A 24551-nucleotide genomic window follows, 5' to 3' on the forward strand; every position below is an offset into this window, starting at 1 on the left:
GCCCGCGTCTTGACACCCGATTAGGTTAGGCTAACCTAATCGCATGTCGAGCGGACTGGCGTCGAACGACGCTGACCAGCGCCTACGCGGCGTCGACCTCTGCCTGGGATACCACGGTACGGCAGTGGTTCACGGTGCCTCGATAGGGCTCCGTGCCGGTAAGGTGACCGCCCTCGTCGGCCCGAACGGTAGCGGCAAGTCCACCCTGCTGCGCGCGCTGGCCCGGCTGCACCCGATCGACACCGGCACGGTGCTCTGCGCCGACGGCATCGCCGCGGCCAGCCTGCCGGCCAAGGAGTTCGCCCGCCGGGTCACCCTGCTCGCCCAGAGTCGACCGGTGCCCAACGGCGTCACCGTCCGCGACGTGGTCGGCTACGGCCGCCACCCCTACCGGGGCCGCTGGCGCACCGACGACCCCGAGGGCCCGACCGCGATCGCCCGCGCGATGGCGGTCACCGGGGTGGCCGCGATGGCCGACCGGCCCGTCGACGAACTCTCCGGCGGCGAACTCCAGCGAGTCTGGCTGGCCACCTGCCTGGCCCAGGACACCGCGGTGCTGCTGCTCGACGAACCCACCACCTTCCTCGACCTGCGCTACCAGGTCGAGATCCTCGACCTGATGCGCGACCTGGCCGACGAGCACGGCGTCGCGGTCGGCGTGGTGCTGCACGACCTCAACCAGGCCGCCGCGGTGGCCGACGAGGTCGTCCTGCTGCACAACGGCCGGATCCGTGCCACCGGCACCCCGGCGCAGGTCTTCACCGAGACCGACCTGACCGAGACGTACGGCATCCGCATCGAGGTCGCCACCGATCCCCTCACCGGTCTGGTGACCACCCGCCCCGTGGGACGTCACCTGACCCGAATCCCGGTCTGAACCCGGACCGGTCCTGCAACGAGAAAGAACACCATGTTCCGTACCCGTGTCACCGCCCTGGTCGCTGCTGCCGCCACCGCCCTGCTGCTGGCCGCCTGCGGCACCACCGAGAACACCGCCGAGCCCGCACCCTCCGCCTCCGCCGCCGGTGGACCGGTCACCGTGACCGACAGCCGTGGCAAGGAGATCAAGCTCGACAGCCCCGCCACCAAGGTCGTCGGCCTGGAGTGGGGCGAGGTCGAGATGCTGGTCAGCCTCGGCGTCATGCCGGTCGGTGTCGCCGACCCCAAGGGCTACGCCACCTGGGTCACCGCCGCCAAGCTCGACCCCGCCGTCAAGGACGTCGGCACCCGCGGCGAACCCAGCGTCGACTCGATCGTCGCGCTCGCCCCCGACCTGGTGGTCGTCTCCGACGGTCGCGGCGCCACCCTGCTGGACCAGCTCGAGAAGTACGTGCCGGTGCTGGTGACCAAGAGCAGTGACGCCACCGACAACGTGGGCCGGATGCGCGCCGACCTCAACATGATCGCCAAGGCGGTCGGCAAGACCGCCGAGGCGGAGAAGCTGCTCGCCGACTTCGACGCCGCCCTGGCCGACGGCAAGAAGAAGATCGCCGACGCCGGTGCCGCCGGCAAGCCGTTCGCCATCGCCGACGGCTGGAAGGAAGGCAGCACCGTCAGCATCCGGATGTTCGGCCAGGGCGCGTTCGTCTCCCAGCTCGGCATCCAGCTCGGCCTCACCAACGCCTGGAACGGCAAGGTCGACGAGGTGTGGGGCCTGGGGCAGACCGACGTCGAGGGCCTGACCGCACTCAAGAGCCCGGACCTGCACTTCTTCTACAACGCCTCGGACGGCACCGACGTCTTCGCCGACGGTCTCGCCGACAACGCGATCTGGAAGTCGCTGCCCTTCGTCAAGCAGGGCAACCTGCACCGGATGCCGGACGGCATCTGGACCTTCGGCGGGCCGCTCTCCGCCAAGCAGTACATCGACCAGTTCGTCAACACCTACGCGGTGTGACCGAGCTGTCCGCGCCTCCGCGTTCGGAGCCGGCCCTCGGGCCGGCTCCGGCCGGACGCCTGTCCGGTACCCGCGTCGTCGGGGCCTTCATCGCGGCCACCGCGCTGGCGCTCGTGGTCGCCGTCGTGCACCTCACCCAGGGCACCTCCGCCGTGGGCGCGCTCGACCTGCTGCGGCTGCTCACCGGCGGCGACGACGAAACCGTACGGGTGCTCGTCGCCTCTCGGATGCCCCGGTTGCTCGCCGGGCTGGCCATCGGCGTCGCGCTCGGCTTCGCCGGTGCGGCCCTGCAGTCCATCGCCCGCAACCCGCTCGCCTCGCCGGACACCCTCGCCGTCAACGCCGGTGCCCACCTGGCCATCGTCTCGGTCGCCGCGTTCGGCATCGCGTTGCCCGCGTTGCCCGCCGGCGGGCTCGCCTTCTGTGGCGGTCTCGCGGCGGCGGGACTGGTGATGGCGATGTCCTCCGGCGGGCAGGCCGGCACCACCCGGCTGATCCTCGCCGGCTCGGCCACCGCACTGGCGCTCAGCTCGGTGACCATGCTGCTGCTCCTGCTCTTCGAACAGGCCACCATCGGCCTGTTCGCCTGGGGCAACGGCTCGCTGGTGCAGAGCGACCTGAACGCGCTCACCCAGCTCGCCCCGGTCATCGGCCTGGCCATCGTGGCACTGATGCTGCTCGGCCACCGCCTCGACATCCTCGCCCTCGGCGACGACACCGCCACCGTGCTCGGTCTCGACGTGCGGCGTACCCGGCTGATCGTCACGGTGCTGGCCGTTCTGCTCTCCGCCGCGGCGGTCACCCTCACCGGGCCGGTCGGATTCGTCGGCCTCTGCGCGCCGGTGATCGTCCGGCTGCTCGGGCCACTGGTGCCCGGCGTACACCGCCATCGGGTGCTGCTGCCGCTCTCCGGCATCGCCGGAATGATCATCGTGCTCGGCTCCGACGTGCTGCTTCGGGCCGCGATGGGTGCCCAGGCCGGTGTCGACATTCCCACCGGCGTGGTAACCACCCTGCTCGGCGCGGCCATCCTGATCTGGCTGGCCCGACGGCACCGCGACGCCGGCCCCACCCGCCGACCGCCGGGCGGTCACGCCGCCGTCCGCTCGGCCGGCTTCCACCGCACCGTCGTCATCGTGGTGGCCACGGTCGCCGGCGTCGCGGTGGTGGTCGGCATGCTGGCCGGGGACACCTGGGTGCTCCTCGGTGACCTGGTCAACTGGGTCAACGGCAACACCGGTCCGGCGTACACCTTCGTGCTGGACCAGCGGTGGCCGCGCGTCGCCGCCGCGCTGCTGGCCGGCGCGGCGCTCGCGGTGGCCGGCACCACCGTGCAGGCGGTCTGCCGCAACCCCCTTGCCGAACCCGGCATCCTCGGCATCACCGCCGGTGCCGGACTGGGCGCGGTGTCGCTGATCACCTTCGTGCCGCTGGCCAGCGTCTGGGCCGTCTCCGGGGTGGCCGGGCTCGGCGCGATGCTCGCCTTCGCCCTGGTCTACGGCGTGGCCTGGCGAGGCGGGCTCAGCTCCGACCGGCTGGTGCTGATCGGGTTCGGGGCGTGGCAGGGCGGCATGGCACTGATCACCTTCCTGATCGTCGCCCACGACCCGTGGAACACCGGCAAGGCGTTGACCTGGATGTCCGGCTCCACCTACGGACGCACCGCCACCCAGGTGCTGCCGGTGGCGATCGCGCTGCTGGTCCTCACCCCGGCCGTGCTCGCCGCCCGCCGCGAGCTGGACCTGATGGCGTTGGACGACGACACCCCCCGGGTGCTCGGAGTCCGGCTGGAACGTACCCGACTGGTCGCGCTCGGCGCGGCGGCGCTGCTCACCTCCACCGCGGTCTCCGCCGTCGGCGTGATCGGGTTCGTCGGTCTGGTCGCCCCGCACGCCGCCCGCGCGCTGGTCGGCGGCCGGCACGCCCGGGTGCTTCCGGTCGCCGCACTGCTGGGCGCGGCCCTGGTCAGCGTCGCCGACACCCTCGGGCGCACCGTGATCGCCCCGGCGCAGATCCCCGCCGGTCTGGTCACCGCCCTGATCGGCACCCCGTACTTCGTCTGGCTGCTGTGGCGCTCGCGTGCCTCAGCCCCTCAGTCCCGGTAACCGGTCCGCGTGGCCCGCACCCTGGAAGGCAGCATGACCAACACCCTGCCCGTCGCACCGTGGCGGTTGTTCTCCGTCGAGATCCGCGCGGTACGCCGGCTCAGCCCCTCCTTCGTCCGGGTCACCTTCACCGGCCCGGACCTGGACCGCTTCGCCGACAACGGCTACGACCAGCGGATCAAGCTGGCCCTGCCGCTGCCCGGGCAGCGGGCGGTCTACCTGCCGCAGGGCCCCGACTGGTACGCGCAGTGGCGGGCGCTGCCGGAGCACCGGCGCAACCCGATCCGCACCTACACCGCCCGAGCGGTCCGGCCGCACCTGCACGAACTCGACGTCGACCTGGTGCTGCACGGCGACGGTGGCCCGGCGAGCCGGTGGGCCCAGCAGGTCCGCCCCGGCGACGAGATCGCCATCGCCGGCCCGGACGCCGGCTACGAGGGCGACCACGGTGGACGGGAGTTCCGGCCGCCGTCGACCGGGTGCCTGCTGCTGGCCGGGGACGAGACGGCGGTCCCGGCGATCAGCGGCATCTGCGAGCGGCTGCCGCTGGACGCCTGCGGCCGGGTGCTGCTGGAGGTTCCCGATCCGGCGGACGTGCTGCCGCTGGTCGCGCCCCCCGGTGTCGAGGTCACCTGGCTGCCCCGCAACGGCGGTCAGTACGGTGACCGCCTGATCGGCGCCGTCGCCGACGCGGCCCGGGACCTGCTCGCCGCGTCAGGCGGTGGCCAGCATCGGCAGTCCACCCCACAGCCGCACGTGCCCGTGGCCGGTGACGGGATGGCCGATGGTGCGCCGGTCGACGACGTGGACGTGGACACCACGATCCTCTGGGAGGTCCCCGACGTACCGCCGTCGGCCCCGCTCTACGCCTGGCTGGCCGGGGAGGCGGGCGTCATCCGTACCCTGCGCCGCCACCTGGTCTCCGACTGCGCCCTCGACCGCCGCGCCGTCGCCTTCATGGGCTACTGGCGCCAAGGCCGCCCCGACCCCACCTCCTAACCCCACCCCTCCCTCCCCACGCGCCCCTTCCTCCCCCGTCGATCTTGCACTTTGTGTCCCCGCGAATCGGTCCTAAGTAGGGCAGATGCGCGACCAGAAGTGCAAGATCGACGGGGAAAGAGGGGTGTGGGTGGGGTTAGGGGAGGGGGTGGGAGATGTTGTGGGCGTGGTCGGTCAGGGCGGCTGAGGTGATGGTGGCCTCCAGGGGGAGGACTTCCAGGCAGCGGCGGATGGCGGCGGCCATCAGGGTGTTCGGCACGCGCATCGACAGGGTGCAGTGCGGGATCCAGCGGCCCGGGTGGTAGTGCTCGTGCAGGGTGATGCCGGCGGCGGCGAGTCGGTCGTAGACCCGTCGGTGGTGTGCCAGCAGTTCCGCCGTGGGGGCCGGGCCCAGCCAGAGCACCCGGCCGACGAACTGCCCGGCGTGCTGGAACGACAGCCGCAGCGGTGCGGCCACCGTGAAACCGGCCAACGCCGCCGCCACCTGCTCGGGGTCGAACCGGGGCGCGACCGCGAGCGAGACGTGCGGGCGGTGCCGTTGCTCCAACAGCGACCGCAGGCTCTGCACCCCCTCGGCCTCCAGGGCGTCCCAGAGCACCCGGATCCGGCGGGTGGCGACCGGGTCCAGGTAGAGCTCCAGCGCGGCGACCACATGATCATCCTAGAGGGCGCGGGAACCGGCGGTCAGGGCACGATCACGGCGCGGCCTTCGAGGGTGCCGTCCTGCATCTTCCGGTACGCGCTCATCGCGTCGTCCAGGGAGAACGTGGTGGTCTTCGGCCGAAGCAGCCCACGTGCGCCCAGGTCCAGCACCTCGATCAGCTCCGGTCGGCTGCCCCAGTAGGTGGTCTGGATGCTGACCTCGTACGGCACGGAGAAGAAGCTCACCGGCAGCGACCCGCCGCCGATGCCGACGATGGTCAGGTCACCCACGGTACGCGCGGCGGCAGCGCCCATCTTCATGGTGGCGTCCGCGCCGACGAAGTCCAGCACGACGTCCGCGCCCCGCCCGCCGGTGGCCGAGCGGATCTCCTCGACGGTCCGCTCACCCGAGCGCAGCGTCTGGTCGGCGCCGCACTCCTCGGCCAGTTGCAACGCCTCGTCGCGGGTGTCCACGGCGATGATCCGGGTAGCGGTGGTGGCCTTGAGGATCTGCACCCCGATATGACCGAGCCCACCCACACCGATCACCACGGCCGTGCTGCCGGGCGGCAGCTTCGCCCAGGAGCGGCGGATCGCGTGGTACGGGGTCAGACCCGCGTCGGTCAGCGGCGCCGCCAGCACCGGGTCCAGCCCCTCGGGCAGCGGCACCACCAGCCGGGCGGCCGGCACCAGCTCGTACTCGGCCATCCCGCCGTCCAGGCCGAGACCGCCGCCGCCACCGGGGATGGGTGCGGCGGCCGGGTTCTCGCAGTAGTTCTCGGCGCCGACCCGGCAACGGGCGCAGACGCCGCAGCCCCAGGGGCCGTAGACGGCGACCGGTTGGCCGATCTCCAGTCCGGTCACACCGGCGCCGAGGGCGTGCACCCAGCCGGCGTTTTCGTGACCGAGCGTGAACGGCGGATTCCAGGGCAGGGAACCGGCTTCGAAGTCGTGCATCAGGTGCAGGTCGGAGTGGCATGCGCCGGCGCCGCCGATCTTCACCACCACCTCACCCGGGCCGGGTGTCGGCTCGTCGACCTCGACCAGTTCCGGGTCGCTCTTCCATGCAGGCAGCCGTAGCGCACGCATCCTTGCCTCCTGTCGTCCGCTGTCGCCAACCAGTGGGCTCCCCGGTGGACGCCGGCCCAAACCCACTGGCGCCGCCACCGGTTGCCGATTCCCGCCGGTGGCGGTGCACTGAATTACATGACTGTCATCAAGGTGGGCACGTCCTCGTGGGCCGACCGGACGCTGTTGCGCTCCGGGTGGTATCCGCGCGAGGCGAACACCCCGGCCGGCCGGCTGAGCTACTACGCGGGCCGGTTCGCTCTGGTCGAGGTGGACACGTCGTACTACGCCGTGCCCGCACCGGAGACGACCCAGGGCTGGGTGGACGCCACCGGAGACGACTTCACCTTCAACGTCAAGGCGTACCGCCTCTTCACCGGCCATCCGACACCGGTAGCCACCCTCCCCGCCGACCTGCGCCCGGTCGGCGGGCCGGCTCAGATCCGTCGGCGTGACCTGCCGCCGACGGCGTACGACGAGTTGTGGCGGCGGTTCCGTGCGGCGCTGGACCCGATCGCGGCGGCCGACCGGCTCGGCGCGGTGCTGTTGCAGTTCCCGCCGTGGCTGGCCCGCGGCGACGCGGCCCGGCGGCGGATCGCGGAACTGGCCGACCGTTGCCGGCCGTGGCGGGTCGCCGTCGAGCTACGGCACGGGTCCTGGTTCGACGGTCGGGCGGCGCTGGAGACGCTGGCCTTCCTCCGCGACCGCGGGCTCACGTTCTGCTGCGTGGACATGCCGCAGGGCCACCGCGAGTCGGTGCCACCGATCCTGCACGCCACCGCCGAGCTGGCGATGGTGCGGATGCACGGGCACAGCACCGCCTGGGACAGCGGAGACAAGGAAGAGCGCTTCCGGTACGCCTACGGCGACCGGGAACTGCGCATCTGGTCGGACCTGCTGACCGAGCTCGCCGAGCAGGCCGACGAGCTGCACGTGCTGTTCAACAACTGCTGTGCCGGGCAGGCCCAGCGCGACGCCGAACGGCTCACCGAGCTGCTCGCTGCCCGGCGGGTACCCGCCGGACGGTCGGCGCGCCGCTGAGCGGGCCGCCCCCGAGGCCGTCTTCAGCCCCGCGGGCTCGTCCCGAGGCCGCGCTCAGCCCGTCCCCGAGGCCGCGCTCAGCCGCGCCGGGAGATCCCTTCCGGCCGCATGCCGGTCGCCTCCTCCAGCGCGTTGTCCGGCAGATCCTCCCCGGCCACCTCCTCCGGGAACGAGCGGCGCGGCGGCGCCGGATCCGGCGGCGCGCCCGGACCGGCCGCCGGCGTCCGGGTCGGCTCCACCGACCCGAATCCGTGCCGGCCGGCGGGCGGATGCTCCCGAGGGGTCTCACCCGCCCGCCGCTCACCACGCCGACCCTCCGCCACGGCGGTCGGCTCACTGCCCTCGTCCATCGGTGAGTCCTCGCCGACACCCCACGGCGGGTCGGCGTCGAAGCCGTCCGTGGTCCCCCAGGGCTCGACGCCCTCGGGGCCCCGGTCCTGCCTGTTCCTGTCCGTCATGGCCACCTCGCTGATCGGGGCCGGTTTTGCCGGCCGGCGGTCGGATGCTGCTGTCGGCCTCAGCGGCCGACATAGCCCTGCGCCGCCGGACCGCCCGCGTCGCCGCCGTTCAGTGACCGTTGCGGCTCATCGCCTTCGACATCTGCATCAGGCCGCCGCCCTTGGCCATCGTCTTCGGCGTGTGCATCAGCCCGTTGGCCCGGCCGAGCATGCCGCGCAGCACCTGCCCGGGCTTCTGCTGCTCACCCATGTACGCGGTGACCACGATCAGCGCGCCGGTGAGCGCCGGGATCGCCCACTGGAGCAGCTTGAGCTGCCGCTGACAGGCGGCCACGTTCTGCGGCGTCTGCTGGTTCGGCTCGGTGACGCCGGCCACGCTGGTGCCGCCTGCCCTGGACAGCCGATTGCCGAGCATCCGGCTGTACCCGGTCGCCGCGAGGGCGCCGACGGTCAGGGCCGTCTTCAGCGTGCTCGCCCGACCGACGCCGCGCTGGGCGGCCATCCGCGGGCTCTCGGTGACCAGTTCACCGACCGCGCCCGCGAGGTGGGCGCCGATGGCGGCGGCGTTGACCGGCGTCCACTTGGACCAGCCGGCCGAAGCCACCGGAATTCGTTGGGTCGAGTCGCCGACCCGGGCCGCGGCGCCGTTGACGCCGAACGCCCCCATCAGGGAGCCGCCGAACCAGGCCGCCAGGCCCAGGTCGTGCATGGATCGCAGGGTGGTGTGCGTGTCCGACATGATGTGTCCCCCTCAGCCGTTTCGAGCGCTGCGGCTTACCCCCGATGCGGGGCACTAATCGTGGGGTCGGGGACGGCTTGGGTCAGCGTGCGGGGAGGGTGGCGGCGAACGCGGCGACCCGCGCGGCCAGCGGCTCGGCGGCGTGCCGTACCCAGGTGAAGTGGTCCAGCGCGACGCCGTCCGGGCCACCGTGCCGCTCGCGTACGACGGGAGCCGCGGCGAGCTTGGCGCAGAGCCGGTCCAGCGTCGGATGGGGGGTGTACTGGTCGTCGTCGACGCTGACCGCCAGCACCGGGGTGCGGATCTGCCGCACCGCCGCCTCGGTGTCGACGCCGTCCAGGTGCGGGAAGCGGCCGGTCCGCGCGGTGTGCGCCCAGTCGCGGATCACCCCGCGCGCCTGCCGGCCACCGAATCCCCAGCCGGGCCAGACCCCGAGCAGCCGGGTCGTGGCGGCGATGCCCTGGGTGTACGGCAACACGCCGTACCGCCGTGGGCCGGTGAAGTCCCGCCAGTACGGGATGCCGACGGCCACCAGCACCAACCCGTCGACCTCCTGCTCGCCGTGCAGGGCCAGGTGCAGCACGGCGGCCTGCCCACCGAGGGAGTGCCCGAGCAGCAGGGTGGGCCGACCGTCGAAGCGGGCCTTGAGCGCTGTGCGTACCGCACCGATGTCGGCGGCCAGTTCGGTGTAGCCGTACCGGCAGGCCCGGCTCGGTCGGGGGGTGCTCTCGCCGGTGCCGCGCAGGTCGGCCACGACCACGGCCAGCCCGGCGGCGCGCAGGGCGGTGGCGAACGGCCGGTAGTACCGCGCCCGCACCCCCATGGCCGGCGCGACCAGCACCACCGGTGCTCCTGCCGGGCCGACCGGCTCCGGGTAGACCTGGATGCCGAGGCGGGCGCCGTCGACCTGGACGAAATCCTGCACGTATTCCACAGTCGCGCTCACCCGTACAGGTTACCCGCGAGTAGGGTGCGGTGGGGGCGGCCCCCGGCGGGGTCGCTCGACCCGCCGGGGGCGGCGCACTAGCCGCGCAGCATGCCCGGACCGAACACCTCGTAGGCGATCCGCTCCACCGGTACGCCCCGGCGCAACAGTCCACCCCGGACGATGTTCATGAACGGCAGTGGCCCGCAGAGGTGCACGTGGGCGTCGGGGGAGAGCGGGATCGACTCGGGGTCCACCCGGCCGCCGGTCACCTCGACGGCTACCCCGGGCAGTGCGACGTCGCTGGTGTCCTCGTACCACAGCCTGGTGCGCAGGTTCGGCAGCGCGGCGTGCAGGCGCGGCAGGTCGCCGCGCAGCGCGTGGGCGGCGCCGGCCCGGTCGGCGTGCACCAGCACCACCGGGCGCTGCGGCGCGGTGACCGCCAGATGTTCCAGCGCGGCCATCGCCGGGGTCAGCCCGATACCGGCGCTGACCAGCAGCAGCGGGCCGTCGCCCGCGACGGCGTTGACCTCGCCGAAGGGTGGGCTGAGCTGCAGCGTCGTACCGACCGTCATGTGTTCGTGCAGGAAGGTCGAGACCTGGCCGTCCGGTGCGCCGTCGATCCCGCGCAGCCGCTTGACGGCGATCCGCCAGTGCGCGGCACCCGGGCGTCCGGCGAGGCTGTACTGGCGGATCTGCCGGCCGCGGCCGCCGCCGAGGTCGACCGCGACCGAGGTGTACTGGCCCGGCACGAAGGTGGGCACCTCGCCGGAGTCGTCGGGCGTCACGGTGAACGAGACCACGTCGGGGGTCTCCTGCCGGCGCGCCGTCACCCGCCACGGGCGCCACACCGGCTCGCCCTCGGTCAGCCCGGCGGCGGCGTAGAGCCGGGCCTCCCGGGCGACCAGTTCGACGGCGAGCAGCCAGTAGACCTCGTCCCAGGCGAGGGCGACGGACGGGGTGACCGCCTCGCCGAGCACCTCGCCGACGGCGGCGAGCAGGTGCCGGCCCACGACGGTGTACTGGGCCGGAGTGATCCCCAGGGAGGCGTGCTTGTGTGCGATGCGGTCCAGCACCGGACCCCACGGCGTGGCGCCCGCGCCGATGAGGTGCTCGGCGTACGCGACCACGGCGGCGGCCAGGGCCGCCTGTTGGCTGCCGCTGGCCTGGTTGCCCCGGTTGAACAGGTCGAGCAGCTCGGGATGCGCGGCGAACATCCGCTGGTAGAACCGGCGTGTGATGGCTTCGCCGTGCGCCCGTACGGCGGGCAGGGTCGCCGTAACCACCTCTGCTGAGGACTGGGTGAGCACGATGTTCTCCTTCGGGACGAACCTTACGGACGCGCCCACAAAAACAGGTATTGCAGGTACCTCTTTAGGGTCGAAGGTCCCGGATCACCGGTCGCGCGGATCACACCGGCGGCCGGTGCGGCCCGGGGCCACCGTAAGGTCGAAAGGTGAAGCTCAACCGGTCCACCGACATGGCGATGCGGATCGCCATGCTGACCGCCGCCTCCGGCCGCAGGACCACTGTGGACGAGTTGGCGCAGCGACTGGCGCTGCCTCGCAACCACGTGGCCAAGGTGGTGCAGCGGTTGCAGCACCTCGGCGTGCTGGTGACCATCCGCGGCCGTTCCGGCGGGGTGGCGTTCGCCGCGGACGGCGCGACCTACACCGTCGGGCAGGTGGTCCGGGCGTTCGAGGGCGACGGTGAGGTGGTCGACTGCGAGGCGCCGGCCTGCCCGCTGCGGGCGGCCTGCCGGTTGCGGATCGAGCTGCGCCGGGCGCAGGAGGCGTTCCTCGCCGTGCTCGACCGGGTCAGCCTGGCGGATCTCGTCGACTCACCGACCGGCCCGGTGCTGCTCGCACTCGGTGCCCCGCCTGCGCCTGAGCGGTGACGGCGACCGGCCCGCACCTCGGGATGCGGGCCGGTCCCGGATGGTCAGGAGACGCTGATCGTGCCGTTCGAGGCCCGTACGCAGGCCACTGAGCGGGCCGTGGTGGTGGCCGCTCCGGCCAGGCACTGGCCGAGCACCTGGTGCCCGGCGGCGTTCGGGTGCCACGACTCCTGGCAGGTCTGGAAGTAGGTCACGCAGGTGTTCGCGATCCGCTGGATGGCGATCTTGTCCTTGCCGGAGAGGCTGGTGACGAAGGTGCCGTTGGGCGGGTTGTCCATCAACCGGATCGGGGTGGCCAGCGTGCCGGTCGGGCTGTTCGAGGTCTCGCAGAGCCGGGCGCCGTCGAAGGCCCGCTGGACGTTGAGGTAGACCAGGTCGGCACCGGGGTACTCGGCGGCCAGGGTGTCCCGGGTGGAGCGCACGATGGTGCCGAGCCCCTGGGAGAAGCGGTGACCGGGGGCGAGGCTGGCCCGGTGGATCGGGCAGCCGGCGGCGTACCGCTCGGCACCGAGGGCGCGGAACTTGTCCCGGGTGTCGTCCCGGCTGTCCTCGGAGTGGTACGGCGAGGCCAGGTCCAGCGGCAGCGGGTTCGTGTAGTCCTGGAGCACCACCCGGTGCTGACCGTCGGCGTCCACCTCGCGCAGGGTGGTCAGGATCTGGCGTACCGCGGCGGTGGTCTCGGCGGTCGCGGCGCTGATCTGGGCGGCGGTGGCCAGGTCCGCGTCGGTGCAGGGCTTCTGCTCCACCGGGCCGTTGAGGTACGCCCAGAACTCCCACCAGCCGGTCCAGGCGTCGGCGATGAACCGGTTGGCGCACTTCTCGGCGACCCCGCCGAAGGTGAACGAGCTGTTGTTGGAGCCCAGCCCGATCAGCACCAGGTCGATGTCGTGGGTGCGGGCGACGGCCCGGAGCTGGTCGAGTTGGGCGGCCACCTGACGACCGCTGGTGCGCGCCGAGGAAGCGGCGGCGATGTCGTGCGGCTGGCCGCCGGAGCAGGCCAGGTTGAACCGGTCCTGGATGCCGGGCAGCGACGCCTTGTGCAACGAGGCGTTGGCCGACCGGTGGCAGAAGAAGGCGTTGCTGTTCGCCGCGGTCCAGCCCGGGAAGCTGCGCGCGACCCCGGTGGAGTCGACCACCGGCTGGTACGCCCCGGCACCCTCACCGCTGATGAAGCTGTCGCCGAGGGCGACCGCGGCGGTGGGCAGCGCCGCGGCCGCGGGAGCGGCGGTGGTCACGGCTGTGGAAAGGGTCGCCGCAGCGACGGCCAGAGCCATCGCGGCGGCGGTACGACGCAACCCGGACATGGCATCCCCATCCATTCATCGAAATATGAAAGATCCTCTTGTGCGTGATGGAATCACGCAGGTGTGACGTACGTCAACAACGGGAAACAGATGTGACATCTGGGTCAGGCGGGAGTTAAATCCCAGCCCACACCGGAGGCGGCGCCGGGCATAAGGCGCGACGCCGGGGCGTTGACCGCGGCAGGTACCACCAGCGGCGGCCTCCTGCGGCGCGCCGCGCGGGTGTCCGCATCACCTGTCGGGGCGTACGGCTACGCTCGCTGCGGCCGTCCCACGCTGGGCCAACCACCGACGGTGCGGGGCAGCGCATCGCCGAGACCGGGGAGTACGACGGAGTTGACCGCAGAGCCAGAGACCCTGTACGGGGCCGACGACCTCACGCACCTTGAGGGGCTGGACGCCGTCCGCAAACGGCCCGGCATGTACATCGGCTCCACCGACAGCCGTGGCGTGGGTCACCTCGTCAACGAGATCCTCGACAACTCCACCGACGAGGGCGTCGCCGGCCACGCCACCACCATCGAGGTCACCCTGCACGCCGACGGCTCGGTGCAGGTCGACGACGACGGTCGGGGCATCCCCACCGACGTGCACGCCCGCTCCGGCATCTCCGGCGTCGAACTGGTGCTCACCCGGCTGCACGCCGGCGGCAAGTTCGGCGGCTCCGGCTACAAGACCTCCGGCGGTCTGCACGGCGTGGGCGCCTCGGCGGTCAACGCGCTGTCCCGCCGCTTCGACGTCACCGTGCGCCGCAGCGGCAAGGTGCACACCATGTCGTTCCGCCACGGCGTACCGGGCATCTTCGACGGCGACGGCCCGGACGCGCCGTTCACCCCCGGCCCCGGCCTGCAGGTCGTCGGCGCGATGAAGCGTGGCCAGCGCACCGGCACCTCGATCCGCTACTGGTACGACCCCCGCTACTTCGAGACCGGCGCCACCCTCGACCACGACGCGGTCCGCGCCAAGCTGCGCCACACCGCCTTCCTGGTGCCCGGGGTCAGCTACACCCTGCGCGACCTCACCGCCGAGGAACCGACCAAGGAGCAGTTCCACTACCCCAACGGGCTCACCGACATGGTGGAGTTCCTCGCCCCGGCCGGCGACCGGCCGGTCTCCGGCACCCTGCTGGTCACCGGCGAGGGCACCTACCGGGAGAACGCCGCCGACGCCAACGGCGTCATGCAGTCCAACGTGCAGCGGCGCGCCGAGATCGAGGTGGCGTTCCGCTGGGGCACCGGCTACGAGCGCACCGTCGAGTGCTTCACCAACACCATCCGCAACGCGCACGGCGGCACCCACCGCAAGGGCTTCGAGCGGGCCCTGGCGCGTACCCTGGCCGACGCCGTGCGCAACACCCGTGGCCTGCTCAAGGCCAAGGAGGACGCGCCCACCCTGGACGACGTGCTGGAGGGCATGACCGCGGTGGTGCACGTGCGGGTGCCCGAGCCGCAGTTCACCTCGCAGACCAAGGACGAGCTGTCCACCGCCGGCGTCACCAAGGTGGTGCAGGGCCTGGTCGAGCAGCACCTCAAGTCCTGGCTGGACGACCGTAAGACCAAGACCGAGGCGCGTACGGTCCTGCAGAAGATCGTCGACGCCGCGCGGGTGCGCCTGACCCAGAAGCAGCAGAAGGACGCCGCCCGCCGCAAGACCGCCCTCGAAGGCGCCGCCATGCCGGCCAAACTGGTCGACTGCCGCGCGACCGGCGTGGACCGCAGCGAGCTGTTCATCGTCGAGGGAGACAGCGCGCTCGGGTGCTTTACCGGTGACACCATGGTTGCGCTGGCCTCGGGCATCAGCCGCTCGTTCGCGGATCTTGCCGAGGACTGGCAGCGGGGCGTCACCCACTTCGGCTACACCACCAACAAGGCGGGTCGGGTCGTCGTTGCGCCACTGGTCGAGCCGCGCCTGACCAAGCGGGCCGCGCCGCTGGTGCGGGTGACCCTCGACAACGGCGAGTCGGTCAGATGCACCCCGGATCACCTTTTCCGCCTACGCGACGGCTCCTACCGGCGCGCCGACGCCCTCACGCCCGGCGATTCCCTCATGCCGCTCTACCGCAGCCTGTCCAGCAAGGCTGCTGGGCAGAAGCTACAGGGATACGAGCGGGTCTGGATGAATGACAAGGACGAGTGGGTCTACACCCACTACCTCGCCGACGCGTGGAATCTCAGGCACGGCCGGGACAGCGCTGCCAACGGCAACGTGCGGCACCACATCGACATCGACAAGCGCAACAACGACCCGCGCAACATTCAGCGCATGACCTGGGCCGACCACTCGGCCTTGCACGCCTCGATGATGGGCGAACATGTCCATGCCGGGTGGCGTGAGTGGTTCGCGAACGGTGGTCGTGAGTTCAAGTCGGCGATGCTGACGGCTCAGTGGCGGGACCCTGATTTCCGTGAAGCATGCCTGGCTCGGCTCTTCGCGCTCAACGAGTCACCCGCCTTCCGGGCAAAGTTCGAGCAGGGATTCCAGGATTGGTACGCCGCGCTCAGTGACGACCAACGGCGTGCCTACGCAGACCGGATGCGCCAGCGGCAGGCTGGTTACTGGTCGAATCCGGAGCACCGGGCGGCGGCTGCGGAGCGGGTCAGGCGGTACTTCGCCGACCCGGCCCGGCGTGAGCAGTGGCGGGAGCGGTCCGTGCGGCAGTGGCAGGACTCCGAGCTGCGTGCCTGGCGGTCGCAGAAGACGATCGAGCAGTTCTCGGACCCTGCGGAAAGGACCCGGCAGCGCAACGCGGTGTTGGCTTGGCACGCGGACAATCCGGAGTTCGGCGAGCATCACTCGCGCCGGATGAAGCAGCGGCTGACCGATCCGAACAACGACCACCTCGCCAAGGTGCAGGCTGGACGAGCCCGGTACGTGGCGACCGTGCCGCGTGGCGAACGGGTGAGTCGCCAGCAGGACGGGCGTCGGCTTGCCGCGCTGCGCCGACTCGCGCCGATGCTCGCCTTGGAAGACGGTGACCTCGCGGCGGCGTACGAGGCTGAGCGCCTGCGTTCGGCCCGTACCGGGCTGCGCTTCGACCGGCTCCTCAAGCTTTACGACGGTGACTATGCCCGCCTTCGTGAGGCTGCTGCCCTGGTCAATCACCAGGTGGTGTCCGTCGAACCGCTCGATGAGACGGCGGACGTGTATGACCTGACGGTCGAGGGTTACCACAACTTCGCGTTGGAGGCGGGCGTCTTCGTGCACAACAGCGCTCGGGTCGCCCGTACCGCGGAATATCAGGCGCTTCTTCCGATTCGCGGCAAGATCCTCAACGTGCAGAAGGCCAACCTTCAGCAGGTGCTGGACAATGCCGAGTGCGCGGCGATCGTGCAGGTGCTCGGCGCGGGCTCCGGGCGCACCTTCGACCTGTCCGCCATGCGGTACGGCCGGGTGCTCATCATGGCCGACGCGGACGTCGACGGCGCGCATATCCGGACCCTGCTGATCACCCTGTTCGCCCGGTACATGCGGCCGCTGATCGAGGCGGGTCGGCTCTACGCCGCGATGCCGCCCCTGCACAAGATCACCACCAAGGGGCGTAACCCGGAGACCATCTTCACCTACACCCAGGCGGAGATGGAGGCGACGGTCCGCAAGCTGGAGCAGGCCGGCAAGCAGATCGTCACCCCGATCCCCCGGTTCAAGGGTCTGGGCGAGATGGACGCCGACGAGTTGTGGGAGACCACGATGAACCCGGCCACCCGCTCGGTGCGCCGGATCACCCTGGAGGACGTCGACGCCGCCGAGCGGATCCTCGAACTGCTGATGGGGGAGAAGGTCGAGCCGCGCCGCAACTGGCTGATCGACTCCGCCGACCGCGTCGACCGCGACGCCATCGACGCCTGACCAACGGGTTCTTCGGAAGGAAAGCTGAGCCATGGCACGCCGCAAGGAAACGAAGGTCGACCACTCCGCGTTCGACCGGGCCGGCGCGCGGGTCTTCGACAACCCGCTGGTCACCGAGGTCTCCGACTCCTACCTGGAGTACGCCTTCTCGGTCATCCACTCCCGCGCCCTGCCGGACGCCCGCGACGGCCTCAAGCCGGTGCACCGGCGCATCCTCTACGCCATGTACGAGTCGGGCTTCCGGCCCGACCGGGCGCACGTCAAGTCGGCCCGCGTGGTCGGTGACGTGATGGGCCGCTACCACCCGCACGGCGACACCGCGATCTACGACGCCATGGTTCGGATGGCGCAGGACTTCTCCCTCAACGTCCCACTCATCGACGGGCATGGAAATTTTGGGAGTCCAGACGATGGACCGGCTGCGGCGCGTTACTGCGTGACGGGCGATACTCGAATTCGCCTGGCGGACGGTTCGAGTCCTCGAATCGGCGAGCTGGTGGATCTCGCTCCCGATAGTGAGGCTGACGTCGATTTCGAGGTGCTCGACAAGGACGGCAAGGCCGTCCGGGCAAGCAAGGTTTTCAACTCGGGAGTCCATCCCACCATCCAGATCCGTACCGAAGCCGGGTTCTCACTCCGGGGCAGCGAGAATCACCTGGTCTTGTGCCTGGAAGCACCGCTCGGCGTGCCAGTGTTCCAATGGCGACGTCTCGACGAGGTGGCCCCCGACACGGTCGTCTGCATCGCGCGAAACGCCTGGTACCAGGTAACCCCTACGGCTCGGGAGTACATGCTGGGAGTACTCGGGGGTGCCTGGGTATCCGAAGGGTTCGCGAGTGAGTCGCGAGCGGGCTTCAACAATACGGATGAGCACTTCTTCGGCGAGGTTCTGCATGCATACGACCAAGTCGTAGGCGGGCAGCGCTACGTCAGCGAGCGGCATACCCGCCGCGACCGCAAACGCATCCAGGAGCTGGATGTACAGGAGTATGCCGGGGGGATGGCCGCGTTCCGTGCCAGCCCGCTAGCCGAACTCATCGGACATCAGGCGCGGGACAAGTTCGTTCCGCAGTTCGTCTGGACCGGAGGGTGGGGTGTGAAGCGTGCGTTCCTGACGGCGTTGTTTGAAGGAGACGGCGGCGTACGGGTAGCGAAGGACAGCTTCACCATTCAGTACACGAGCTTCAGTGAACGCCTTACTCGGGACGTCCAAGAGTTGTTGGCGGAGTTCGGCGTCATCGCGTGTTGGCGGCAATATACGCGTCCGAGTGGCTCGGTGGAGCATCGACTGGTCATTTCAGGGATGCGGAACATCGCGGCGTTCGCCAATCGAGTCGGGTTCCTCCGTACCAAGCAGGCTGTGCTGCACAGGGTGCTCAAGCGTTCACCGCTGCGCCCGCATCGACTCAGTAAAGACCACGCGCCCTTCGTGGCCGAGTACGTTCGTGGGGCGCTCGCCTTCGACAGGCGTGGTTCGGGCCGCAAGTGGCTGACTCGGCACAACTTCGACCGGGTAGAGCGTTGGGAGACTGAACGGCTTCGCATCGTCGATCGGATCAAGGATCCCGAGATCTTGGCGACGATCCTGCCTGTGATGGACTCGGGCTACCGATTCGAGCGGATCACCGAGGTGACCCCGTGCGAGCCGGCCGAGGTCTACTCAATCAGGGTCGACACAGAAGACCACTCATTCCTCGCTGGCGGTTTCGTCAACCACAACACTGAGGCTCGAATGTCGCGGGAGGCGATGCTGCTCGTCGGCGAGCTGGGTGAGGAGACCGTCGACGTCGAGCCCAACTACGACGGCTCGCTGACCCAGCCCACCGTGCTGCCGGCCGCCTTCCCGAACCTGCTGGTCAACGGCACTTCCGGGATCGCGGTCGGGATGGCGACCAACATGATCCCGCACAACCTGGGCGAGGTCGTGTCGGCGGCGCGCTGGCTGATCCGGCACCCGAACGCCACCCTCGACAAGCTGATGGAGTTCGTGCCCGGCCCTGACCTGCCCACCGGTGGGCTGCTGCTCGGCCTCGACGAGGTGCGCCGTGCCTACGAGACCGGCCGGGGTGTGGTGCGGATGCGCGGCAAGGTGGAGATCGGCCCGCTGGAGGGCAGTCGGGGTCGGCAGGCGATCACCGTGGTCGAGTTGCCGTACGGGGTGGGCGCGGAGAAGGTCATCGCGGCCATCACCAACGAGGTCACCAAGACCAAGCGGCTGACCGGGATCGCCGACGTCAAGGACCTGACCGACCGGGAGAACGGCACCCGCCTGGTCATCGAGTGCAAGGTCGGGGTTAACCCGCAGGCGCTGTTGGCCGACCTGTACCGCCTCACTCCGCTGGAGCAGTCCTTCGGTGTGAACAACCTGGTGCTTGTCGACGGGCAGCCGCGCACCCTGGGGCTGAAGGCGCTGCTGGAGGTGTTCCTGGCGCACCGCTACGAGGTGGTGACCCGGCGCAGCGCGTACCGCAGGCGTAAGCGTCAGGAGCGGTTGCACCTGGTCGACGGTCTGCTGATCGCACTGCTGGACATCGACAAGGTGGTCAAGCTGATTCGGGCCAGCGAGGACGCCCAGGCCGCGAAGGACGGTCTGATGCAGAAGTTCAAGCTCTCCGAGATCCAGGCCAGCTACATCCTGGACACCCCGCTGCGTCGGCTGACCAAGTACGACCGGCTGGAGTTGGAGGCCGAGCAGGAGAAGCTGCGTGCCGAGATCGCCGAGTTGTCCACCATTCTGGACGACGAGAACGTGCTGAAGAAGCTCGTCTCCGACGAGTTGGCCGCGGTGGTCAAGCAGTTCGCCGCCCCGCGTCGGACCACGCTTGTCGACGGTGACCTCAAGGAGGTGCTCGCCGCCTCCGCGCCGGCCGGGCCGCTGGAGGTGGCCGACGACCCGTGTCAGGTGATCCTGTCCGCCACCGGCCTGGTGGCGCGGACCGCGGCCGAGTCGGAGGAGGCCGCCGAGGGGCGGCGCCGGCACGGCCGGGTCAAGCATGACGCGGTACGCGCGGTGGTGCACTCCACCGCCCGGGGTCGGGTGCTGCTGGTGACCAGCGCCGGTCGCGCGTTCAAGGTGGACGTGTTGCCGTTGCCGGTGTTGCCGGAGCAGGCGGGCACGGTGTCGCTGCGGGGTGGGATGTCCGCGGCCGAGTTGGTGCCGTTGGAGCCGGGGGAGAGCGTGGTCGGTCTGGCACCGCTCGGTCCGACGGCCGAGGGTTCACCCGGCCTGGCGTTGGGCACCCGTCAGGGGGTGGTCAAGGTGTGTGCCCCGGACTGGCCGGTCCGCTCCGACGAGTTCGAGGTGATCGGGCTGCGTGACGGCGACGAGGTGGTCGGGGCGACCTGGTTGACCGACGGTGCCGAGTCCCTCGCGTTTTTGACCAGCGCGGCGTCGCTGTTGCGTTTTCCCGCTGGCACGGTTCGCCCGCAGGGGCTCAAGGGTGGCGGCATGGCCGGTGTCGCCCTGCCGGATGGGGCGCAGGTGGTGTACTTCGGTGCGGTGCGCACCGACGATCCGCAGCACGGTGAGCCGATGGTGGTCACCTCCACCGGCGCCACCGTCAAGGTGACGCCGTTTGCGGCGTACCCGGCGAAGGGGCGGGCGACCGGCGGGGTGCGCGCGCAGCGGTTCCTCAAGGGTGAGACCGACGTGGTCGTCGCCTGGATCGGTCCTCGGCCGGTGGGCTCGACGGCAAATGGTGAACCGGTCGAGCTGCCGACCGCCGATCCGCGTCGGGACGGTTCCGGTTTCGCCGTGATGCTCGGCCCCACCGTGATCGGTCATCAGATCGATCGCCAGTAGCTGGAGGTCCCGGTCTGGCCTGGACGGGTGAATCGGGCAGGTCGGAGTCATATCGATGTTCGTCATTGACGTAAGACGTATGACGACGCTACGTTGAGGCTGTCCGCAGGGGCAGCCTTGACGTGTTTGCACCACCACCCGGACGTCGGCGCCTGCGGCGACGTGCGCCTGTCCTGAGCGCGCGTGGTCCCAGTCGAAGGAGTCAGTCAATGACCGGTGAGGTTCGTCCCGCCTCTCCTGAAAGACGCCGACGGTGGCCCGCAGTGGCTGCGGCCGGTGCGGCGCTCCTGGTGGCCAGCACACTCGTCGCGGTCGACGCGACCCCCGCCGCTGCCGCGACGCCGGACACCAATGCCTGGTACGTGCTCGTCAACCGCAACAGCGGCAAGGCACTGGACGTGTACGGGCTGGCCACCAACGACGGCGCGCGGATCAGCCAGTGGTCGCGCAACGACGGGGCCAACCAGCAGTGGCAGTTCGTGGACTCCGGTGGGGGCTACTACCGGCTGAAGTCGCGCCACTCCGGCAAGGTCCTGGACGTGTCAGGGGCGTCGACCGCCGACGGTGGCGCCATCGTGCAGTGGGCGGACCACAACGGGGCGAACCAGCAGTTCCGGCTGGCCGACTCCGACTCCGGCCACGTCCGGCTGATCACCCGGCACAGCAACAAGGCGGTGGAGGTGCAGGGCGCCTCGACCGCCGACGGGGCGAACATCGTCCAATATGCCGACCACAACGGCGCCAACCAGCAGTGGCAGTTGGTGGCGGTCGGCGGCGGACCCACACCACCGCCCACGGGCGAACCGGGGGCCGGGTGCGGCAGGGCGCCGACGCTGAGCAGTGGCTCGCACACGATCCAGAGCGGTGGCAAGAGCCGCAGCTTCATCCTGCGGATTCCCGCCAACTACAACAACAACACCCGCTACCGGTTGATGTTCGCGTTCCACTGGTTGGGTGGCACCTCCGGTGATGTCGCCTACGGTGGCGCCGACGGGGCCGCCTGGGCCTACTACGGGCAGCAGGAGCAGTCGAACAACAGCGCGATCCTGGTCGCCCCCCAGGGCATCGGCAACGGCTGGGCCAATTCCGGCGGCGAGGACGTCACCTTCGTCGACGACATGATCCGGCGGATCGAGAGCGACCTCTGCGTGAACACGACGCAGCGCTTCGCCCTCGGTTTCAGCTACGGCGGTGCCATGAGCTACGCGCTCGCCTGCGCCCGACCGAACGTGTTCCGGGCCGTCGCGGTGTACGGTGCGCCACGTGAGCTGAGCGGGTGCAGTGGTGGCACCCAGCCGGTCGCGTACTTCGGCATCCACGGCATCTCCGACAACATCGCCAGCGGACGGGCACTGCGCGACAGGTTCGTCCGCAACAACGGCTGCAACCAGCAGAATGCGCCGGAGCCGGCGCCGGGTAGCCGGACGCACATCACCACCGTCTACTCGGGCTGCCGTGCCGGGTATCCGGTGCAGTGGGGCGCGTTCGACGGCGGTCACACCCCCGGTCACGTGGACGGTGGCGGCGACAGCGGCGCCAGGACCTGGACCAAGGGCGAGGTCTGGCGGTTCTTCTCGCAGTTCTGATCCGGATGTGTCGAAGTCCCCGGCACCGGCCGGGGACTTCGACACCCGGTCCAGCCCTGACGCCGGTGGCGGGTGGTGGATCTGCTCAGAGTTCCGGCTCGGGGCCCTGGCCGGAGGTCGGGGTGGTGTTGCGCAGGCGGGCGATCAGGCGCATGCCGTGGTAGGCGATCAGGGCGGCGGCGGTGCCCAGGGCGATGCCGTTGAAGGAGAGGTCGCCGGCGGTGAGTGTGTAGTTCGCGGCACCGATGATCACCGCGACGGCGGCGGTGAGCAGGTTCACCGGGTCCTGGAAGTCGACCCGGTTGTCCAGCCAGATGCGGGCGCCGAGGATGGCGATCAGCCCGTACAGGGCGGTGGTGGCACCGCCGAGCACCCCGGCCGGCACGGTGAGGATCAGCGCGCCGACCTTCGGGCTGAGCCCGAGCAGCACCGCGGCCAGCCCGGCCACCCAGTACGCGGCGGTCGAGTAGACCCGGGTCGCCGCCATCACGCCGATGTTCTCGGCGTACGTGGTGGTGCCGGAGCCACCGCCGGAACCGGCGAGCACGGTGGCCAGGCCGTCACCCATGAACGCCCTGCCCATGTCCCGGTCCATGTTCCGGCCGGTGGTGGCGGCGACCGCTTTCACGTGGCCGGCGTTCTCCGCGATCAGCACCAGCACCACCGGGATGATCAGCACCACCGCGCGCAGGCTGAAGCTGGGGGTGTGGAACTCGGGCAGCCCGATCCAGGCAGCCTCCCGTAGTCCGGTGACCGTCGCCGGGTCCAGCCCGCCGGTGAACGCGGCGAGTAGCCAACCGACGAGCACGCCGAGCAGGATCGACAGCCGGGCCAGGAAGCCCCGGAACAGCACCGTGAACAGCAGGATCGACACGAGCGTGACGACCGCGATCAGGGGTTGGGCCTTGACCCCGCCGTCGCCGCCACCGTCCCAGGCCACCGGGGCGAGGTTCAACCCGATCAGCATCACGATGGCGCCGGTGACCAGGGGCGGCATCAGCCGGGTGATCCAGCCAGCGCCGGCGACCTGCACCACCAGGCCGACCAGGGCCACCGCGACGCCGGCCACCACGATGCCGCCGAGGGCCGGGCCGATGTCACCGCCGGCCTTGGCCGCCAGCACCGGGGCGATGAAGGCGAACGACGAGCCGAGGTACGACGGCAGCCGGTTGCCGGTGATGAGCAGGAACAGCAGGGTGCCCAGCCCGGAGAAGAAGAGCGTGGTGGCCGGCGGGAAACCGGTGATCAGCGGCACCGTGAAGGTGGCACCGAACATCGCCACCACGTGCTGCACGCCGATGCCCAGGGTACGGGGCCAGGAGAGCCGCTCGTCGGGCTGCACCACGTCGCCGGGGCGTACGGTGCGGCCGTCGCCGTGCAGGGACCAGGGCGACCAGCGGGAACGCGGTTCGGTGGGGGACTGGGTCATGGATGGCCCTTCGCGTCGCAGTGCTGACGGGGGCGATCGACCCTGGAGGTAATTTCTAGCACGGCCGGTCGCCGGTGGCTGCGGGTGGCTGCGGCGGGCTGCGGCGGGCTGCGGCGTTAAGAAGGGGCCCTTCCTCTACCCGAGGCGTTAATAAGGTGCCCTTCCTTACCGTCAGGCGACGCCGGCGGGGCGGAACTGGACGCTGACGCGGGGGCCGACCGGGCGGGTGGTCTTGGGCACGGCGTGCTCCCAGGTGCGTTGGCAGGAGCCGCCCATCACGACCAGGTCGCCGTGGCCGAGGGGGAAGCGCAGGCTGGCGCCGCCGCCGCGCGGGCGCAGCAGCAGGTGGCGGGGGGAGCCGAACGAGACGATGGCGACCAGGGTGTCGGTGTGTGCGGAGCGGCCCTGGGTGTCGCCGTGCCAGGCCACGCTGTCGCGGCCGTCGCGGTAGAGGCACATGCCGGCGGTGACGAACGCTTCGCCCAGCTCGTCGGCGTAGTGCCGGGTCAGCGTGGTGCGGGCGGCCGAGAGCACCGGGTGCGGCAGCGGCCGGCCCGCGCCGTACCAGCAGAGCAGGCGGGGGACGTCGACCTCGGCGTCGTACATGGTGCGTCGCTCGGCCCGCCACGGCACCTCCCGCAGCAGGACGTCGAGCACCTGGTCGGAGCCGTGCACCCAGCCCGGCAGGTGGTCCACCCAGGCGCCCCGACTCAACGGATGCCGGCGCAGTCGTCCCGGCAGCGACCCGAGCGTCGGCTCCGCGTCGGTGACGTCCAGCATCGACGGCTGGTAGGAGGCCTGCGACATAGGGGC

Annotated in this window: 16 protein-coding genes and 6 pseudogenes; 13 read left to right on the top strand and 9 right to left on the bottom strand. The window is 70.9% G+C overall.

All coding sequences use genetic code 11. The features are described from left to right. Positions 1-43 precede the first annotated feature (43 nt). Genes VAB18032_RS09105 through VAB18032_RS09120 form a run of 4 tightly spaced genes read left to right on the top strand, consistent with a single transcriptional unit; the run spans position 44 to position 5001 of the window. Entirely contained in the window at positions 44-877 is an 834-nt protein-coding gene (locus VAB18032_RS09105) for an ABC transporter ATP-binding protein (protein ID WP_013732509.1), read from the top strand. Between the two features lie 33 nt (positions 878-910). Then, positions 911-1897 (top strand): ABC transporter substrate-binding protein, encoded by a 987-nt coding sequence (locus VAB18032_RS09110; RefSeq protein WP_013732510.1) that lies wholly within the window; start codon positions 911-913, stop codon positions 1895-1897. Continuing rightward, positions 1894-4002, top strand: coding sequence for an iron ABC transporter permease (locus VAB18032_RS09115; RefSeq protein ID WP_013732511.1), 2109 nt, complete (start codon positions 1894-1896; stop codon positions 4000-4002). Before VAB18032_RS09110 ends, VAB18032_RS09115 begins: the two co-directional genes overlap by 4 nt. 33 nt (positions 4003-4035) lie before the next feature. Continuing rightward, positions 4036-5001: a siderophore-interacting protein gene (locus VAB18032_RS09120; protein ID WP_013732512.1), complete on the top strand. Its 966-nt coding sequence runs from the start codon at positions 4036-4038 to the stop codon at positions 4999-5001. 136 nt (positions 5002-5137) lie between these two features. Here VAB18032_RS09120 and VAB18032_RS09125 read toward each other — a convergent pair whose 3' ends face one another. Further along, a complete protein-coding gene (locus VAB18032_RS09125; RefSeq protein ID WP_013732513.1) occupies positions 5138-5653 on the bottom strand; it encodes a 2'-5' RNA ligase family protein in 516 nt (171 codons plus the stop codon). A gap of 32 nt (positions 5654-5685) precedes the next feature. After that, entirely contained in the window at positions 5686-6732 is a 1047-nt protein-coding gene (locus VAB18032_RS09130) for an NAD(P)-dependent alcohol dehydrogenase (protein WP_013732514.1), read from the bottom strand. Between the two features lie 117 nt (positions 6733-6849). Here VAB18032_RS09130 and VAB18032_RS09135 point away from each other — a divergent pair, with 117 nt between their 5' ends. After that, positions 6850-7752: a DUF72 domain-containing protein gene (locus VAB18032_RS09135; RefSeq protein ID WP_013732515.1), complete on the top strand. Its 903-nt coding sequence runs from the start codon at positions 6850-6852 to the stop codon at positions 7750-7752. Between the two features lie 77 nt (positions 7753-7829). Here VAB18032_RS09135 and VAB18032_RS09140 read toward each other — a convergent pair whose 3' ends face one another. The 4 genes from VAB18032_RS09140 to VAB18032_RS09155 form a co-directional block, all read right to left on the bottom strand. Continuing rightward, the gene (locus tag VAB18032_RS09140) at positions 7830-8210 is read right to left on the bottom strand and encodes a hypothetical protein (RefSeq protein ID WP_013732516.1); all 381 of its coding nucleotides are present in this window, start codon (positions 8208-8210) and stop codon (positions 7830-7832) included. A 109-nt stretch (positions 8211-8319) separates the two neighbouring features. Continuing rightward, positions 8320-8949: a hypothetical protein gene (locus VAB18032_RS09145; protein ID WP_013732517.1), complete on the bottom strand. Its 630-nt coding sequence runs from the start codon at positions 8947-8949 to the stop codon at positions 8320-8322. An 82-nt stretch (positions 8950-9031) separates the two neighbouring features. Continuing rightward, positions 9032-9883, bottom strand: a complete 852-nt coding sequence (locus VAB18032_RS09150) for an alpha/beta hydrolase family protein (protein ID WP_013732518.1) — start codon at positions 9881-9883, stop codon at positions 9032-9034. An 89-nt stretch (positions 9884-9972) separates the two neighbouring features. Further along, on the bottom strand, positions 9973-11184 hold the full coding sequence (locus VAB18032_RS09155) for a globin domain-containing protein (RefSeq protein WP_013732519.1): 1212 nt from the start codon (positions 11182-11184) through the stop codon (positions 9973-9975). Positions 11185-11330: 146 nt separating this feature from the next. On the opposite strand from VAB18032_RS09155, the gene VAB18032_RS09160 reads away from it, so the two are divergent. Beyond that, positions 11331-11771, top strand: coding sequence for an RrF2 family transcriptional regulator (locus tag VAB18032_RS09160; RefSeq protein ID WP_013732520.1), 441 nt, complete (start codon positions 11331-11333; stop codon positions 11769-11771). Between the two features lie 44 nt (positions 11772-11815). Here the strand turns inward: VAB18032_RS09160 and VAB18032_RS09165 are convergent, their stop codons facing one another. Beyond that, a complete protein-coding gene (locus VAB18032_RS09165) occupies positions 11816-13075 on the bottom strand; it encodes an SGNH/GDSL hydrolase family protein (protein WP_013732521.1) in 1260 nt (419 codons plus the stop codon). A gap of 235 nt (positions 13076-13310) precedes the next feature. Between VAB18032_RS09165 and VAB18032_RS33480 the strand changes: the two are divergent. From VAB18032_RS33480 to VAB18032_RS09180, 7 genes and pseudogenes are all read left to right on the top strand, one after another. Beyond that, a pseudogene (locus VAB18032_RS33480) lies at positions 13311-14830 on the top strand (ATP-binding protein); the annotation flags it as partial. After that, positions 14804-16276, top strand: a pseudogene (locus VAB18032_RS33485) (Hint domain-containing protein); the annotation flags it as partial. The pseudogenes VAB18032_RS33480 and VAB18032_RS33485, both read left to right, overlap by 27 nt. Positions 16277-16282: 6 nt before the next feature. After that, a pseudogene (locus VAB18032_RS33490) lies at positions 16283-16921 on the top strand (toprim domain-containing protein); the annotation flags it as partial. A gap of 31 nt (positions 16922-16952) precedes the next feature. Next, positions 16953-17573: pseudogene (locus VAB18032_RS33495) on the top strand (DNA gyrase subunit A); the annotation flags it as partial. A 66-nt stretch (positions 17574-17639) separates the two neighbouring features. Continuing rightward, a pseudogene (locus VAB18032_RS33335) lies at positions 17640-18248 on the top strand (LAGLIDADG family homing endonuclease); the annotation flags it as partial. Between the two features lie 393 nt (positions 18249-18641). Further along, positions 18642-20723, top strand: a pseudogene (locus VAB18032_RS33340) (DNA gyrase subunit A); the annotation flags it as partial. A 209-nt stretch (positions 20724-20932) separates the two neighbouring features. Next, positions 20933-22309 (top strand): RICIN domain-containing protein, encoded by a 1377-nt coding sequence (locus tag VAB18032_RS09180; protein ID WP_081476060.1) that lies wholly within the window; start codon positions 20933-20935, stop codon positions 22307-22309. Positions 22310-22394: 85 nt separating this feature from the next. On the opposite strand, the gene VAB18032_RS09185 is transcribed toward VAB18032_RS09180, so the two are convergent. Continuing rightward, a complete protein-coding gene (locus VAB18032_RS09185) occupies positions 22395-23738 on the bottom strand; it encodes a uracil-xanthine permease family protein (protein WP_013732525.1) in 1344 nt (447 codons plus the stop codon). A gap of 171 nt (positions 23739-23909) precedes the next feature. After that, positions 23910-24545, bottom strand: a complete 636-nt coding sequence (locus tag VAB18032_RS09190) for an alpha-ketoglutarate-dependent dioxygenase AlkB (protein ID WP_013732526.1) — start codon at positions 24543-24545, stop codon at positions 23910-23912. Positions 24546-24551 lie beyond the last annotated feature (6 nt).

The sequence above is a fragment of the Micromonospora maris AB-18-032 genome, assembly GCF_000204155.1.
GTDB lineage: Bacteria > Actinomycetota > Actinomycetes > Mycobacteriales > Micromonosporaceae > Micromonospora > Micromonospora gifhornensis.